Origin of the sequence: Thermococcus sp. LS2, from assembly GCF_012027375.1 — an archaeon.
Taxonomy (GTDB): domain Archaea; phylum Methanobacteriota_B; class Thermococci; order Thermococcales; family Thermococcaceae; genus Thermococcus_B.
In genome coordinates this window covers 1-14,799 of the sequence record NZ_SNUI01000017.1, presented here as the reverse complement: position 1 = coordinate 14,799, position 14,799 = coordinate 1, and the positions used below count along the sequence as shown (strand labels likewise).

Below are 14,799 nucleotides of genomic sequence, written 5' to 3'. Positions count from 1 at the left end.
AGTTGATGCTATAAGAGCTTTCGTTGGCCGCGGTATCGCTACGCTCAAAGGCCCAGGCTGTGCCGGCTACTTTGGAATAACGAGAAGAGAGAGCTCCCTTGACAAGTGGAGAGACATCCAAAAGCTTCTTTTGAATGAGTTCAGCGTTGTCATAACTGACATAATCAGAAACTTCAATGAATACGTAAACTGGGGCTATGAAGAGGAGACAAGGGCTTGGAAGCTATTGCCAATGAAGGTTAAACCTACATACAACTGGTACAAGAGCTATATGTTCAGAATTCAGACTCTTGAAGGCTCAAAGGGCTACGAAGAGGAAATCAAGGATGAAGACATTTACAACGACGAGGAAGCTTCAACTACTTGAACTTTCCATTTTTGCCTTTTATTTGCCTCATTCTATATCCGACTCTTCTTAGGCAATTGCCGAAACATTTATAATCACAAAAGGAGAAAAATATATCATGCTTGAGAAGGAAAAGGAAGCTTTGGCTAAGAGAATTGCAGGGGAGATTACACTTTCTTCAGACCCCGGAAAAACCATGCGCAAGTGGAGGGAGATTTTTGGAATTAGCCAGACAGAGTTAGCTGAGTATTTAGGAGTTTCTTCTTCAGTTATTAGCGATTATGAGGGCGGTAGAAGAAAAAGCCCCGGCGCTTCGACAATAAGAAAGTTCGTTGAGGCTTTACTTGAAATTGACGAAAAAAGAGGAGGAAACGTAATCAAAGCTTTCAGCAAAACACTTGGAAGTGAGTTTCCAACTAGTGCCATTCTTGACATTAGGGAATTCGCTCTCCCTGTGACTGTAAAAGACATAGTTGATGCTGTTAAAGGAGAAATTGCTGCCAACATTGACTTACTTGATAGACGGATTTATGGATACACTGTTGTGGACAGCATTCAGGCAATCCTCGAAATGAGCAGCGAGGAATTCCTTAAGCTATATGGCTGGACAACAGAGAGAGCCTTAGTTTTCACAAAGGTGACAACTGGAAGGAGTCCCATGATTGCTATCAGAGTCCAAGGACTAAAGCCAGCCGTTGTAGTGCTACATGGCGTTAAAAAGCTTGATGAGTTGGCAGTTAAAATAGCTGAGAAGGAGAGAGTTCCATTAGTAGTCTCAAAAGTGGAAAGTGAAAGTGAGCTGATAATGAACCTAAGAAAACTCGTAGAAAAAAGAGAAAAAGAACTCTGAATCAGAAAGGTAGCTCCTTCATTCTCCATATGTTTTGGTTAGCCAGCCTTTCTAATCTGTTCTTCATATGAAGCAGAACTTCACTGAGGATTTTTCCGTTGTCGTAATTGTCTACAATCGCTTTAAGCTCTTCTTCTGGTTTTTTCTTCAGCTCTTTTGCAATTTCAATCATTCTCGGATACGCTCTTATTATGTTGTCCACGATTGTGATATCTGCCATTCTGGCGCTCCTCGAAAGGGGATTTAGGTCAATCGTGATGACAAACTTGTCCATTGCAACCAATGCCTCAGTTCTGTCACCATCCTCCAATGGTACAACAACAACGTCAGCTTTCCATATGCCCTTCTCATCAACTTTTCCTCTCTCGCTTTCAAGATTTGGAATTCTCTTGGTTGGATTTATGCCCAAAAGCTCAACATCTGGGTCAATTTCTCTTAATGCTTCTGCTATCGCTTCAACCCTCTCTTCTGTGCGGTAGAAGAGGTTTATCTCAATCTTTGCATTGAGGACTTTTGCTAATTCAATAGTTTCTTTAGGAACTAATGCTGCAACATTGCCATTTACAGAGAGAACTGGATACTCGGCTAGTAAAAGCTTCGCAACCGCTGCCTTCATGGCTTTTTCTGCTGGTTCAATGGTTTTTTCACCAATAAGATAGTCAAAAGCCTCCCCTCTACCGTGGGCTATTAGTCCAGCTGTTGCCAAAATTCCTTTTTCCAAAGCTTCTTCAAGCTTGTGCCGATAGTAAAGGCTCCAATATCTGGGATGAGATTTAGGTACTTTGAATTCAGCCATCTCATCGCCTCCTTTTCATCAGTAGTGCTCCTACAAAGAGCACCAGAAATGAAGCCGGCCCACATATTCCACCTTTTTCAGATGTTGTGGTTGTTGTAGAAGATGATGTTGTCGTAGTTGGAGTTGAAGATGTTGTGGTCGTTGGTGTAGTAGTTGTTTCAGTTTCTGTCTTTGTGATAACAGTTGTAGTTGTTGTAGTCGAGGGTGTAGTGGTCGTTTTTGTTGGTGTGGTTGTGGTCTTCGTTGTGGTGGTTGTGATAGGTGTAGGGGTTGGTGTTTCTTTTTTTGGTTTGGATCCAAAAGTAAAGAACCATGCATCACCAGCTTGAGGTGCATTAAGTGTTCCTTTAACGGGAAGCAATCTAACAGAGCGGGACTGTGAAGCAAGAGCAACTTTGCTTGTCCTTGGTTTATAATTGCTCCATGAGATTTTAAGTGTCCCATAAAGGGTCTTTTTGGTAACATCTGACACATTTGGAATTACAAAATCCCAAGAAGGACTCTCGGTGTAGCCCGCAACATAGAGAACAGACTCTTTCATAATTGCGCTGATTATGAGATCAGAGCCAGAGCCAATGAACTTTCCAAACCATATCAATTCCCCCTCTCGGGTGAACTTTGCAATGAATGTATCCATATTCCTCGCTTCAAAATTCCCCGTATTGCCAAGCAGTATCAGCTCAGTACCGTTTGGGATTATCGTGGTTATATCATCTTGATACCCAAGTCCAAAGTTCATGCCACTTATTAAGGAACCATCTGGGGCTATTCTAAGCAAAAATCCATCTCCAAAAGCCAAGCTCTCACCCGTTGAGCCGCTTACATATAAAACATCATCGAAAACTGCATCGTTTACATCCTCTCTCCCATCAGTTACCCATATCTTAGCCCACTCCATCTCTCCATCCTTGCTGAATTTTGCAACGAATATATCATTGTTGTCAATGCCAGCAACATATACAGCCTCTGAAGAAACTGCAACAGCTTTTGCCTCTGTATTTCCAGTTCCGAACTGAACAAACCAAACGATATTCCCATCAGCCGTCAGCTTTGCAACGAATCCCTCTTTAGTCTTTCCAGTTGGCTTTGTGTAACCAACTACATACAGATACTCATCATCAAATGCAATGTCATTTGCCTCATCGTTGAAGCTTCTGCCAAATGTTTTGAAATATTCTAAATTCCCATCCACATCAAATTTCGCTATAAAGGCATCTAAAGTATCAAACGCTGTCGAGCCAATCTGTCCAACTAAGTAAATGTTATCTTTCCAAAGCACTGCGCCCTTGATCCAGATATCATCAGAACCTTCTATTATTTTCTGGAAGTCAAGATTCCCTCCTGTCATCTTTACAATGAAGCCAACTCTGTTTTCTCCAAAGCTGTTGCTTGAGCCTATCATAAAAACGCTGTCTCCATAGGGGATAAAAGCCGTACCAATGTCATAAGCAGACCCGCCCCAGGTTAAGTAGTGTATCTCTTGAGCCAATGAGAGTGGCAACAGAACTAATGCAACAAACAACACAACAACTCGCTTCATGAATATCACCAAAAATAGTTGAGTCCAAGATTTAATAGAGTTTTGCTACCACTCTCTCCTTCTATCACCAAAGAAAAATTTCATAAAACCAGAGAATTCTTCCCCTCTAAAGTCTTCATAGAGCTGGTTTGTCTCTTCAGGGGTTAACCATTCAATGTCTTCAGGTATTCCTTCCGTAAAAATGTATTCAACCTCGTCTCCTTTTCTTGCAATGTTGAGCGTGTAGATTTTCTTCCCAAGCTCTTGAGCAATATTAATTTCATTTACAACCAAAGAGGTAAACTTGCCGATTATTGCAACCGCAACAAAAAGTTCTGCATCTTTTATCATGTGGCTTGTCCCTTTAAGCCCATAGTTTGAGGGAAGAATAACATTATTTGAGCCAAGCTTTTCTTCGAGAATTTCAAGGATAACCTTCTCTGTCTGGGTGTGATAAATTATAGTAGGCTCACTTAGATAGATCAAAGGCCCAAATTTTTCCTTTTTCTTTCTTTTCAGAAATCCAAACATTTGATCACCTCAGGTGGGGATAAAACGTCGTCATGGCTCTTTGAGGCTCGGCTGGGATGACACTCATCATCGGTTACCCGCATCAAACTCCCCTCTTTAGGCTTTATTTTCCAAGCAGACCGTTTTCCTCGGAGATGTTGTCATCGGTTACAACCCACCTTTCATCCCAGCTCTGTGAGGTACTTAGTAGAGAGACTTAATAATCTTTTGTTTTTTCGAGCAAACCAATCTCATGAGACTTACTCGGTTGTCATCGGTTACTCTCTGGGTTGTTCTTTTACTTGCTTCTTCATTTGCACCTGTGCTTCGAGTATTTTTGCACTTAGCTGTGCGAATTTTTCTGGGGAAAGTTCTTCTTTGTGAGCAAATAATATTGATGCTGCTGCATCTGGATAACCATCATCGACGAGTTGCTCAATGATTGATGAAACTATCTCGCTAGGTGGGGTTGTGAAATATTCAATGCTGTTAGGAAAGCGCTTTTTGAGTTCTTCAAAAATATCAAAATCCCTTGGTAGTTCCCCCCTCAACTTCTGAAGGCGCAAAACTTTTGCAATAGTCGCCAAGTCTCTAACATTCGCAATGTGGCGTTCAATAGCATTGTCAAGGAGAAGAGCTGCAGCAAGCACTATATCCGAATATGAGTAGCTTTCCCCATACCTCCTAATTTTCCCTCGTAATCTACCAAGAGCCTTGTATGCATCATCTGTTAACCTAACAACTTTGCTTTCTCCTTTTTCCATATACTATCACCATAAAAATATACAAGCTAGATATTTAAAAATTTTATTTAACATACAATGTGCCATATAAAGTATGCGTTACTCCTCATCGACCGAAGTGTTTATATACCAGTTTTGCATGAGTACCCAGCGAGGTGGTGCCATGTGGAGTGCGTGAGGAACCCTCAGATCCTCCTCGCGATTGAGGGAGAGAACATTATAATCCCGACCACGCTCGAGGAACTCCAGATGGCATTTACCAAAGCAATAAAAGACGCTATGCTCTCAGTTTACTATCTTGAAGTGCAGGACAGACTTGAAGCACTAAAACAAGCCATAGAAGCAATTTTCCAGAAAAAGCTTGAAGAGATAGACTCAGAAGTCCTGGAAGTGTTTTACTTGAACCGACCAGTACCGCCATGTGAGTTATATCATATTTACATGTACTACATGGTTGAGGAAAAATTTGAGGAGCTCAAGCACTTGCTAGAGAAGAAGGGAGATGTGGAAACACTCAAGAGGCTTGAGAAATTCCTAGAAATCTTCAATAAGCACAAGGACGACGAGATAAAGGTTCCTGTAGTTGGGGCATTTGATATCTTAAAGAGAGCGATAATGAGAGTATCACACAATGAAGAATGGATCAGAGGAGCAGAAGAGCTTGGGGACAAAATCAAAAAAGCTGGCAAGAACAGAAGAGCACTACTGGCAGCAATCAAAGAACTCGACACCCCGTGAATCTCTCCTTCTTCTTTTATCTTTTTGAACTGAAGAATAGCCAAGGCTTAGTTTTGATTTCTCCTATATCGTGACAATATACAAATTCACAGGTGGAAACTATTGGTTAGATACTATCCTTTCACGCTCCTCTTGCAATTCTTTCTCTATTTCATTCAAAAGATTCTCAATCCTCTCATGTGCCTCTCTCCGTATTCTGCTCCTAATTTCGCTTTTTAATTCCCATCTAATGATTCTCTTTATCTCCTCCTCTGTTATCGCAATTTTTATTCCCTCTTTCATCAGATCTTCCATCTTCAACACTTCCCTAAGATCTTCTAGCATTTCCTTCAATATTCCCCTAATGAGGCTTCTTACTTTCCTCCCCCTTACAGATTCGTTTTCTGTCTGAAAGACTTCTTGAAAATCAAACGTTTCTGTTATCTCCTTCTTAGTATTAGTGTTATCATCATAGAACACGTCACACTCTATCCTAACTCTGATGGATTTTACTTTGGAGGGACGAGAGATTTCATTTACAAGCCTGCTGGCCATTATGTCAAGCTCCTCACTGACATCCTTTACTGTTTTACTAATTTCTTTCATGACTATCTTCTCGATTTCGTCATTCAGCATAGCCAGCTGTGAACCGGGAATATGGATCCTGTTTATGATTTCATTAACAATTTTGCTCACGAGTTCATTTATCTCCTTATCTAATTCATATTCTAATTTCCATCTCACTCTTTCTTTCAGCTTTTCATCATATGAGGGTAGCTTTTCTAACAGTCTAAGTCTAACATCTGGCCACTTCATTCCAAGGTGCTCATAGTAGTGGCACTCCTTACAAAGAGGAACTAAGTTATCAAGAGAATTATTAGCAGGATTCCTATCCTTATGGTGTATCTCAAGATACGCATACCCGCACTTCGCACAAGAATAATTGTACATCTCCAAGACTTTTTTTCGCAAATGAGTTGGAACACCTTTGTTATTTTTCTGGCTCATTTCTACCACCTAAAGCTAATTTATAACCTTTTGACCATACTCTTTATTCCATACATTAGATAAACCTCATACTCTACCTCCCAATAGTCTAGGAACTCCCTGAACCTATAGGTATTTTCTATGGGAACTAAAACCACCCAAGGAGCCAAGAATATTCCTCCAAGCTCTTTGAGAACGCCCTCTTTACCACTTCTCCCTTTAAGGGCGTAGTTGAACTTCTTCCTCTGGGTCCTGTTCAGCCTCTGCACACTTATGTTAAAGAGACTATAACCCTCCCCATTCATAAGCTCATGAACCGGCTTTCCCCTGATTAGAGAAAAGCCGCTAATGATGATTCCCGGAGTAGCCAAATAATTTGGATCCCAAAGGCTTTCCAGGTTGATAGCCTTAACATCCAACTTCTCATGGAGAAAGCCTAAGTCTAATAGCATTTCCCTAAACTCAAAGGCCAAATCAAAGCGTTCTCCATCGTTGGCTTTTCTGGTAATAACCATAAAGTCAAAATCGTTAGGCTTCTCCTTCCCAAGTGTTGTGGATCCATAGAGGATCACATCAAAAACCTTCTTGTGCCGTCTCTTGAACCTCTTGGCTACTTCCATGAGCTCACTTAATTCTATCGGTAAGCTGGAGAACTGCATTTCTAATCTCCCTCGCTTCTCCTTTTGTTATTCTTCTTTCATAGGCGTCCCTATAAAAGTCAAAATATTTATTTACAATGCGATATAAATCTCTGTAATGGAGCCTTAAAACTGCAAATCTTTCCGCATGGCTCTTTGGCTCAAGTCCTAAGTCCCTCTTAATGACGTAATCACAAATTCCAACCATAGCCTTGAAATACATGATGATGGCTGAATTATATCTCCCTTTTTTGAAGTCATCTTCTCCCGATTCAATGTATTCCTTAATATTAGCCCTCAAATCGTCTAAATTTATCGGCATATTATCGCCTCCCTTCGGTCATGAGAACAACAAAGAAATATAAAATCCTTTTTGTTCTCATGACCAACACTATATTGAAAGTGACAATAGAAACCCTAATCCTAACAGTGTGGTCCGGGTTTTTCTTTTCTACTGGGGTTTTGTTCCTGCAAAAGGATTTTAAGACTGAAACTACCCAGTTTAATATGGTTTCAGTTCTTATCTTCCCTCTTCTTTTTCTGAAGTAATGCTAGGAACTTAAGCCTGCTCGATTGTCCACCTAGTGATGTGACTGAATGGCTTCGAGAGGTGATGTCAGCTTATCCTAACATTATCTTAAGATACTTGCGCAAAAGTTTTATAAGACCTTATCCAACCCTCATATGGGAGAGTTTTATGAGTGAAGAAAGTCAAATCCAAAAAGAACAACTCATTGTAATTCCTCAAGATGAAAAATTTGTGGAAACCCATGTGACTGCTGCAACAATAAATGTCCTAAATGATGATTCAATAGTAATCGAATTCTTAAAACCAAAAATATCCTTAGTTGTTAAAGATGGCAATGCCCAATATCAAGGATACTTTGTCTCAGTGGCAAGGCTCATAATGACCCCAGCAACAGCGAAAAAACTACTCAACGACCTTGATAGGATATTACAGCTTTACAAATCCAAACAAGAACAAGGTGAGGAAAATGAAAAGATATGACCCTCACAGATGGGATCAAGTTCTCATTGAAGAAAGAGGCCAAATACCCCACTCCCCACTAAAATATCCCTCTGGTTCTTCACTATCTCAAAAACCAGTAATATCTTACCCAATCAAAGTAAACTTCGCGGACATATACAAAAACTTTTTCCAGAGAGATGTGCTGATTACCTTACAACAAGAGGATAAAAAAGATAAAAAAAGAGTATTTCTCCCCATTGAGAAAAGATATGACGAGATAAAACAACGCCTTCAACAAATTTTCAAAGAGAATCTCAAAGAATACGCGATAAGAAACATAACACTCCACACAAGTCCTGAAGATGGAGAACAAGAAATCATAGTGCAGGTAGAACTTCACGGTGATAATCCATATGAAGAGTTATTAAAAATTCACCGAGAACTAAGAAAAGTTGATAGACAACTCGCTAGGTTAGTTACTATTCTTCCCGCACCCTAATAGGGGGTGACGATGAACCCCATAGAATTTTGGAACATTTGTACACACCTACACCATAATAATCCACCCACACTTAGCTCAGAAATCCAATGGCGCACTATAGCAAACAGAGTATATTATTTCCTCTATCATACAACAAGAGAGAATCTTATTAACCACCTTCAAAATGACATAAACATTGCCATGTCCCTCCAACGAAAAAGGTTAGATTCTGCCGCTATTTTGAGCTACCACAGTAAACTAATAAGATTCTATGAAAAACTAGACATCATGCTTACTAATCATGGACTTGAAGATCTCGCCGACTGCGCCTCAGATGTTCAAGAAACGTTACAAATATACAGAAGTATACGAGAAGCTGCCGATTATCACATAGGCAATCCCAAACAGCCAACTGAAGCAGGACTTATTGATTTTGACGATCCAGACCCAACCTATATAAAACTCCTTATATCAAATCCCCCCATGGTTGCTCAAAAAATTCTAGAAAACAACAAAAAAATCTTTATCAATCTACCTACAGTCCCCGATTATCACAAAGAAGTTGTCAAAATTCTCTCGCGCCTATAAAACATTCAAAAGCTTTTTTTAGGTGCAAGAAACTTGTTGAGGATCTTCATATTCGTCTTATTCCCTGAGAAGAAATACTCCTAGACAACATCTAGTCAGGATTCAAGACGTTATTTAAATCAAAAAAGAGAAAAAAATCCTTAGACAAGTTCTGCCATCAGCATGAACAGTTTTTGTGCCCGTTCTGGTGTATAGAGAATGCCTGAATCATTTACTGCAACTAACTGAACCTCTGCAAATCTCTGCACAACTTTCTTCACTTCCAGCCATTTTTCGTGAAAATTAGAGCCGTTTTCCGCGGACTTTATGGTTAACCTCTTAATGATGTCTTTAGTTTCTGCGCCCTCTTCTATGAGCCGCTTGAATTCCTCCTCAAGCTCCTTATCACCACTCAAATTCACGGCAAGCTCTATCAAATCAAGCAGGCTTAATTCTCGCTTCTTTTCTAGATACCTGCGGAGGGCTATTGCCAAAGGCTGCAACTTCCTCGAAACTAGCAGTTCTGTAATCTCGATTGCACCCTCATTTGGAAAATTGGGTATCTTCAACGGTATGACCACCACCATCACCATCACCTCATTTATACCATCGAGAAGGGTAATATAGTTTTAACTAGAGAGTTATGTTTAAATATCAGTTACTCACATTGAGAGTAATGGGTGGGAGGGGTGATAACTGGCGAGAAGAAGGGCGAGCTTAAGGTAATCCTCGAGAACTTTTACACTCCCGGAGATGTTATAGAACTTAGGGTCATCTCAAGGAAGTTTAAGCACGTAAAATCATCAAAGCCCCAGTCAGAGTATTTCTTATTCCCAGATGAGTTTGAAAAACTCGTAAAGAAAGCTAACGAGTGGGAAAAGAAAATCAGAAACGGAGAAGCAACTTGGCATGGGATTTACTTTGGTGTACACGCTAGGAAAAAGGAAGTTTTAGAGAAGCAGAAGGAGAGAAAGAAGCAGCGAAATACTTACTCTTCAGTAGATGAAGACGTGGAGAACTTCAAAGTGCTCTTTACTGACCTTGACCTGTTCAAGGAGAATCCACCTTTCAAAGAAGTTGAGTTAGCCGGTAAGCGAGTTGTGCTCTCGAAGGAGTGGCTTTTAGAAAACAGGGAGACTGCTGCTGAATTCAAGAAAGAATCTGGGTTAAGACTGATTGACAAGATCGAGGAGGATTTGGGCTTTAAGCCCTTTCTGGCCGTGGACAGTGGTTTTGGAATTCACCTGTACTTCAAGTTCGACCAAGTTTTAGAAGATCAGAAGAAGTATGAAGAGTATTTTGGCTTTATAAGAGACTATTTGGTTGATTTACTTGCAAGAGCCTTTAATGATCCAGCGTTTGCAGAGAGCGTTCTTGATAGCAAAGTAAAGAACCCATCAAGAGTTTCTAGGCTACCTTTCACTGTGAATGCAAAGCTTGCTTTTCGAGAAGATAAAGAGGCCGGAAGAGTGGAATTCTTGCCCGAGAACATTCTAGACGTTGATGTCATTTATTTTGATGAGGATAATTATATTAAGGTTGATGAGCTTGAGAAAATGCTTCAGAGCAGAAAAAGGGCTAAAAAGAGCAAGAAGAGGGTAGCGTCAGCAAAGATTGAAGTTAGTGGAGAGCTACATTACAAGGATGTTTGGGAAGAGTATCTGAAAAAACACAACATTAGAGAACTCCTTGAGAAAGTTAATCTAAGTGATTTCTTTGAAATCGAGGACAAGGAGATTATCGAAGTAATTGTGAAGCATTTGCTTAAGTTTATTTGGGAAGACAAGAAGAACGAATTCTTCCTGAAAATGCCTGTATTCTTCTTAACAAGGGGCGTGGGTATTGAGACAATAATTAGAATATTTGATAGGGTTTTATACATCGAAAGAGAAGTTTTTGGACTCGATGAAGACCCTGAAGACAACAGGATTAACGCAGTCTGCCACACAATTGAAACTTTCTTTAAGTGTAAGCTTGAAGAACCTAACGAGTTGGAGAATTCAAAGAAAAAAGTTGGCTGGAAGTCCTTCTTCTTTAAGATTCCTGACGACTTCGTTGAGGAGAACAAACCACTCGAAGAGCGCTTGAGGGATTTGAAACTCTGGTCAGACATTGTTGATAAAGTAATTGGTTATCTGAGGATTGTCGACGATGAGGATTTTGAGAAAATCTTTGGAGCGGGCAAGAAGGAAGTTTTTGGCTTTACTGCTGAAGAATTGGAGAAGCTCAAGCGCGAGGATTTTGAGAGGTCTGCAGAGCTTGTCAAGGACTTTATCATTAAAACGCTAAGGGAGATTTCTCTTGAAGTCAGAATGGCAAGGAAGTACGCTAAGAAGTACATTAGAACTGGGAAGGGTGAGGTTAGGGTTCATGAAGGCGTGGAGAGGGGAGAAAAGAAGAAAGGACGGCCCAGCAAGGCTGAGCTAGCGTTGGCAGAGCTGAACCTCTTAAACACGGATCAGATTGTTCAAGGGGTCGTAGAAGCCAAACCGAGCCATATAGAAGATGCTCACAGGTTTGTGATCAAAGCAATACTTTCTTTGCCTAAGATTAAGGATTATGAGATGAAAAAGGAGGTTCTAAGGAAAATCCAGCAGGTTTTAGGCGAGTATTATAAAGAACTTGAGGAACGGGCTGTTGTTAGCGTTGTGAAGCTGAAGGAGGTTAAGATTGCTGACAGCACGAAAATAACCCTGTTGATAACTTTGGTAAACAAAATCAGCGAGCGGTTAACCTTGAAGATTGGACGAGGGGACGTTACGGCAGTACCGATTAAAAACGACATGAAGGAGGCTGTTGGGCTTTTTGAGGTCAAGGATACTGATTTCATTGATAACTTCGCCAGCTTGAACACTAAATTTGTCGAAGCGGTTGGTAAGAAGCTGTACTTGAGCAAAGACGACATAATACAGATTCTCGCCGAGCTCTTAAACGTGGATGACTTGGATGTGCAATTGAGATATTCGAATCTTCTAGATATGGTTGTTAAGAATTACTATTATCATACCTACAAGGCGATTAAAAGGTGGCTGGCTGACCTTTGGGCTAAAGCAGAAACGAAAGAGGAGAATGAGCTTAAAGAGCTGAAGGCCGCATTCATAAACTTGCTTGATATCTACCCCAAAATCCGTGCAGGTGACAAGATAAGAATTCCAGACGCTCTAAATGTCCTAGAAAGGGGCGAGAAGAAGGTTCTGGTAATTCCTGCTAGGATTCTTAAGGAAGCCGTGGACAAAAGTGCAAGCAAGCTCAAGAAGCTTAAGGCATTTCTTAAGGACAACAAATTATTCATAAAAGACGTTGCCACGACGGAAACTACTAGCGAAGGAAGCAAGATTGTAGTGTATTTGTTTGATTATGAGAAGGTTAGAGAATTCTACTTGCGCGAGACTGGCGTAGACTTGGAAGACTTGCTTGAGGAACCACCTGCAGAAATTGAGGAGAATTTTCTCTCAAGAAAACTAATCGAAGTTGCAATTCAAAAGATCAGAGAAGAACTTTACAAAAATGGCAGAATTAGCATTAACGAGCTCTTAGCAATGCTGGGCTATCATGAAGAGCTCGTCGATAAAGTAGTCCAAGAGCTGGTCGATTCTGGCGAGGTTGAGGTTCAAGATAGCACTATTTTTCTCAAGGGGGTGAGAGCGTGAACGCTCTCAGGAAAATCGCTATCATAGGCCCTCCCGGCACCGGGAAGACCACGCATCTAATCAGCATCATCAAGTATCTCACAAACACTAACTTGACTGAAGAAGACAGAAAAAGGGCTGAAAAGATTCTCAGGGACAACGGAGAGCTTCTTGGCAAATACTCGAGGGATGAACTGCTGTTCTTGACTTTTACCACGAGCGCCCAGCTGGAGGCAATCAGGAGAATTACGGGGGATTATTCGTACGAATTAAGGCAGAAAAGGCGTGGTTGGGCCGAAAGAATTCGTACAATGCATAGCCTTGTGTGGGCTCTTCTAGTCGAGGGGAACGAGCTTAAACTCCAACAAGCGAAAACAGAATATGAAAAACTCTATTTCAGCCTAGAAAGGGACATGATAAACGCTACAAGAAATCGATTTGGGAAATTCAACCCATTCAAGCGCTTTGCTGAAGAAAAGAGGATTGGATACGACCCACATGGGGACGAGCAGTTGCTGGGAAACATTTTTGAGACGGCTTATACTTATGCTGTTAACAACATTACTGAGTGGGCAAAAGAGCGTGTTAGGGCTGTAGGTGATGCTGTCGACGTGGAGAAGCTTATAGAAGTTCTCCAGAGGGAGCTGGAGTTTTTACAAGCTGTTGGAGAACTTGAAAGAAACGACATGGTCAAATTGGCTTTTCTAATTAGAGAATATGAAATGTGGAAGCTGGAGAAGAAGGTTATTGATTATCCAAGCACTCTAGCTCGGGTTTTTCTTGAAAACTACACCCTGAAGGATAGTGAAAAGTTCAAGGGCACCAAAGTGTTGATTATTGATGAGGCTCAGGACCTGAGCAAGCTTCAGTGGGCTATCATACGACAGTTAATCGAAAACAGCGACATAGAGCTTGTAATTGTTGCAGGGGATCCCTTACAAGCGATTTACAGTTTTCAAGCTGCTGACGTAAAAGAGTTCTTGGAGTTCATCAAGGACGCTGAAAAGCACGTGCTTGACGAGAGTTACAGACTTCCAATCTTAGTACAGACAACAAGCTTAAGGCTAATTCCAGAGCAGTTAAAACTCTTGGAGGAGTATGGAATTCACTACTCCTTCAACCCAAGACAGAGTGTTGGTAAAGTTACTGAAATAACGGTTGCCGAATACGATGTAGAGGAAATCGTCGATAAAATTCTTTCCAAGGTGTTAAAGGCTTTACATGAGGGTAAAACTGTCTTCGTGCTCGCTAGGACTAATGAGGTTGCTAGAGAACTTGAAAAAGAGTTTTATGAAAGAGGGATTGCAGTAAGAAAGATTAAGAACGTGAAAAGCCTGTGGGAGAGAGTTGAGGGAATCTTGGAAACTGCTGATAAGATAGAACATTATGATGAGAATGATGCAAAAACGTATGTTGACCTGGACGAGGCAAGGCACTTCCTGAAGTACACTGTTTTTGCACCACTCTTAAAATCTCTGGGTGATGAGAAAAAGGATGAGAATAGGGAGCACGTGTTGGACCTCATCCTCAGTGCAATTGTAAATCACTCCGCGAACTTCGCTTACTCTGAACTGTTCTTCGCAGCAATCAAGCTGAACATTGAAAAGCAAAATGCCAAAAGGCTTGTTAGTGTAATTGGCCCTAAGAACATTGCTCCGCTACTTAAAGACTTCTTAGAAAATCCGCATGAGTTCATAGACCTGACTCAAGTTGCAAGAATGGAAGGGAAAGAGGCAGCCGAGCTACTGCGCTTAATCCTTAATAAGAAGATTGTAATTTTGGAGAACACGGACAGGCTTTTCGTGGATACCATGCATTCTAGTAAGGGCTCCGAGGCTGATTTGGTGATTTTGATTGATTTTGTGAAGTTAGGAAGGTTAACAAGGATTTTTGGAAATAACGAAAGGATACATGAGGAGAAGCGGGTGTATTACGTTGGAATGACCAGGGCAAAAGAAGAACTAGTTATAGTCAAGGTTTTGGATGGAAGCTTTCTAGATGCCGTGGAGTTTAAGGTTCATCAGCTCCAACTGACACAACAAGAGG

General features: G+C 40.8%; 15 protein-coding genes and 1 pseudogene. 8 read left to right on the top strand and 8 right to left on the bottom strand.

Going from position 1 to position 14,799, the window contains the following annotated elements:
* Both bpsA and E3E24_RS12390 read left to right on the top strand, forming a co-directional pair.
* Positions 1–367 (top strand): annotated as a pseudogene (gene bpsA / locus E3E24_RS12395) (N(4)-bis(aminopropyl)spermidine synthase); the annotation flags it as partial.
* 97 nt (positions 368–464) lie between these two features.
* The gene (locus E3E24_RS12390; RefSeq protein ID WP_167886566.1) at positions 465–1,196 is read left to right on the top strand and encodes a helix-turn-helix domain-containing protein; all 732 of its coding nucleotides are present in this window, start codon (positions 465–467) and stop codon (positions 1,194–1,196) included.
* A gap of 1 nt (position 1,197) precedes the next feature.
* Here the strand turns inward: E3E24_RS12390 and E3E24_RS12385 are convergent, their stop codons facing one another.
* The 4 genes from E3E24_RS12385 to E3E24_RS12370 all read right to left on the bottom strand — a co-directional run bounded on the left by E3E24_RS12385 (position 1,198) and on the right by E3E24_RS12370 (position 4,785).
* Positions 1,198–1,992: a 4-phosphopantoate--beta-alanine ligase gene (locus E3E24_RS12385; protein WP_167886565.1), complete on the bottom strand. Its 795-nt coding sequence runs from the start codon at positions 1,990–1,992 to the stop codon at positions 1,198–1,200.
* 1 nt (position 1,993) lies between these two features.
* Complete coding sequence (locus E3E24_RS12380) at positions 1,994–3,532, bottom strand: CGP-CTERM sorting domain-containing protein (RefSeq protein WP_167886564.1); 1,539 nt, start codon at positions 3,530–3,532, stop codon at positions 1,994–1,996.
* Positions 3,533–3,577: 45 nt separating this feature from the next.
* On the bottom strand, positions 3,578–4,042 hold the full coding sequence (locus E3E24_RS12375; RefSeq protein WP_167886563.1) for a hypothetical protein: 465 nt from the start codon (positions 4,040–4,042) through the stop codon (positions 3,578–3,580).
* Positions 4,043–4,299: 257 nt separating this feature from the next.
* Positions 4,300–4,785, bottom strand: a complete 486-nt coding sequence (locus E3E24_RS12370) for a hypothetical protein (protein WP_167886562.1) — start codon at positions 4,783–4,785, stop codon at positions 4,300–4,302.
* Between the two features lie 144 nt (positions 4,786–4,929).
* On the opposite strand from E3E24_RS12370, the gene E3E24_RS12365 reads away from it, so the two are divergent.
* A complete protein-coding gene (locus E3E24_RS12365; RefSeq protein ID WP_167886561.1) occupies positions 4,930–5,502 on the top strand; it encodes a hypothetical protein in 573 nt (190 codons plus the stop codon).
* 99 nt (positions 5,503–5,601) lie between these two features.
* Here E3E24_RS12365 and E3E24_RS12360 read toward each other — a convergent pair whose 3' ends face one another.
* From E3E24_RS12360 to E3E24_RS12350, 3 genes are read right to left on the bottom strand one after another with little or no spacing between them, the layout of a single operon-like run.
* Positions 5,602–6,498 (bottom strand): HNH endonuclease, encoded by an 897-nt coding sequence (locus E3E24_RS12360; RefSeq protein WP_206205353.1) that lies wholly within the window; start codon positions 6,496–6,498, stop codon positions 5,602–5,604.
* Between the two features lie 11 nt (positions 6,499–6,509).
* The gene (locus E3E24_RS12355; RefSeq protein ID WP_240912187.1) at positions 6,510–7,088 is read right to left on the bottom strand and encodes a nucleotidyltransferase domain-containing protein; all 579 of its coding nucleotides are present in this window, start codon (positions 7,086–7,088) and stop codon (positions 6,510–6,512) included.
* Between the two features lie 4 nt (positions 7,089–7,092).
* Positions 7,093–7,428 carry a hypothetical protein gene (locus E3E24_RS12350; RefSeq protein ID WP_167886558.1) on the bottom strand — a complete coding sequence of 112 codons (336 nt, stop codon included), beginning with the start codon at positions 7,426–7,428 and terminating at the stop codon, positions 7,093–7,095.
* Positions 7,429–7,803: 375 nt separating this feature from the next.
* On the opposite strand from E3E24_RS12350, the gene E3E24_RS12345 reads away from it, so the two are divergent.
* The 3 genes from E3E24_RS12345 (at position 7,804) to E3E24_RS12335 (ending at position 9,145) form a co-directional block, all read left to right on the top strand.
* A complete protein-coding gene (locus tag E3E24_RS12345) occupies positions 7,804–8,115 on the top strand; it encodes a hypothetical protein (protein ID WP_167916106.1) in 312 nt (103 codons plus the stop codon).
* Positions 8,102–8,575 (top strand): hypothetical protein, encoded by a 474-nt coding sequence (locus E3E24_RS12340; RefSeq protein WP_167916105.1) that lies wholly within the window; start codon positions 8,102–8,104, stop codon positions 8,573–8,575. Before E3E24_RS12345 ends, E3E24_RS12340 begins: the two co-directional genes overlap by 14 nt.
* Before the next feature lie 270 nt (positions 8,576–8,845).
* Complete coding sequence (locus tag E3E24_RS12335) at positions 8,846–9,145, top strand: hypothetical protein (protein WP_167916104.1); 300 nt, start codon at positions 8,846–8,848, stop codon at positions 9,143–9,145.
* A 140-nt stretch (positions 9,146–9,285) separates the two neighbouring features.
* On the opposite strand, the gene E3E24_RS12330 is transcribed toward E3E24_RS12335, so the two are convergent.
* Entirely contained in the window at positions 9,286–9,711 is a 426-nt protein-coding gene (locus tag E3E24_RS12330; RefSeq protein WP_167886554.1) for a hypothetical protein, read from the bottom strand.
* Positions 9,712–9,813: 102 nt separating this feature from the next.
* Between E3E24_RS12330 and E3E24_RS12325 the strand changes: the two genes are divergently transcribed.
* Together E3E24_RS12325 and E3E24_RS13100 are read left to right on the top strand one after the other, a co-directional pair.
* Entirely contained in the window at positions 9,814–12,774 is a 2,961-nt protein-coding gene (locus tag E3E24_RS12325; protein WP_167916103.1) for a hypothetical protein, read from the top strand.
* Positions 12,771–14,799, top strand: a 2,029-nt coding sequence (locus tag E3E24_RS13100) for an ATP-dependent helicase (protein ID WP_167916102.1), incomplete at its 3' end; no start/stop codon positions are given. The genes E3E24_RS12325 and E3E24_RS13100, both read left to right, overlap by 4 nt.

Excerpts from the sequence above, each read along its gene's own strand:
- E3E24_RS12390 (WP_167886566.1), top strand. The coding sequence starts at position 465 with ATGCTTGAGAAGGAAAAGGAAGCTTTGGCTAAGAGAATTGCAGGGGAG.
- E3E24_RS12385 (WP_167886565.1), bottom strand. The coding sequence starts at position 1,992 with ATGGCTGAATTCAAAGTACCTAAATCTCATCCCAGATATTGGAGCCTT.
- E3E24_RS12380 (WP_167886564.1), bottom strand. The coding sequence starts at position 3,532 with ATGAAGCGAGTTGTTGTGTTGTTTGTTGCATTAGTTCTGTTGCCACTC.
- E3E24_RS12375 (WP_167886563.1), bottom strand. The coding sequence starts at position 4,042 with ATGTTTGGATTTCTGAAAAGAAAGAAAAAGGAAAAATTTGGGCCTTTG.
- E3E24_RS12370 (WP_167886562.1), bottom strand. The coding sequence starts at position 4,785 with ATGGAAAAAGGAGAAAGCAAAGTTGTTAGGTTAACAGATGATGCATAC.
- E3E24_RS12355 (WP_240912187.1), bottom strand. The coding sequence starts at position 7,088 with ATGGAAGTAGCCAAGAGGTTCAAGAGACGGCACAAGAAGGTTTTTGAT.
- E3E24_RS12350 (WP_167886558.1), bottom strand. The coding sequence starts at position 7,428 with ATGCCGATAAATTTAGACGATTTGAGGGCTAATATTAAGGAATACATT.
- E3E24_RS12345 (WP_167916106.1), top strand. The coding sequence starts at position 7,804 with ATGAGTGAAGAAAGTCAAATCCAAAAAGAACAACTCATTGTAATTCCT.
- E3E24_RS12340 (WP_167916105.1), top strand. The coding sequence starts at position 8,102 with ATGAAAAGATATGACCCTCACAGATGGGATCAAGTTCTCATTGAAGAA.
- E3E24_RS12335 (WP_167916104.1), top strand. The coding sequence starts at position 8,846 with ATGCTTACTAATCATGGACTTGAAGATCTCGCCGACTGCGCCTCAGAT.
- E3E24_RS12330 (WP_167886554.1), bottom strand. The coding sequence starts at position 9,711 with ATGGTGGTGGTCATACCGTTGAAGATACCCAATTTTCCAAATGAGGGT.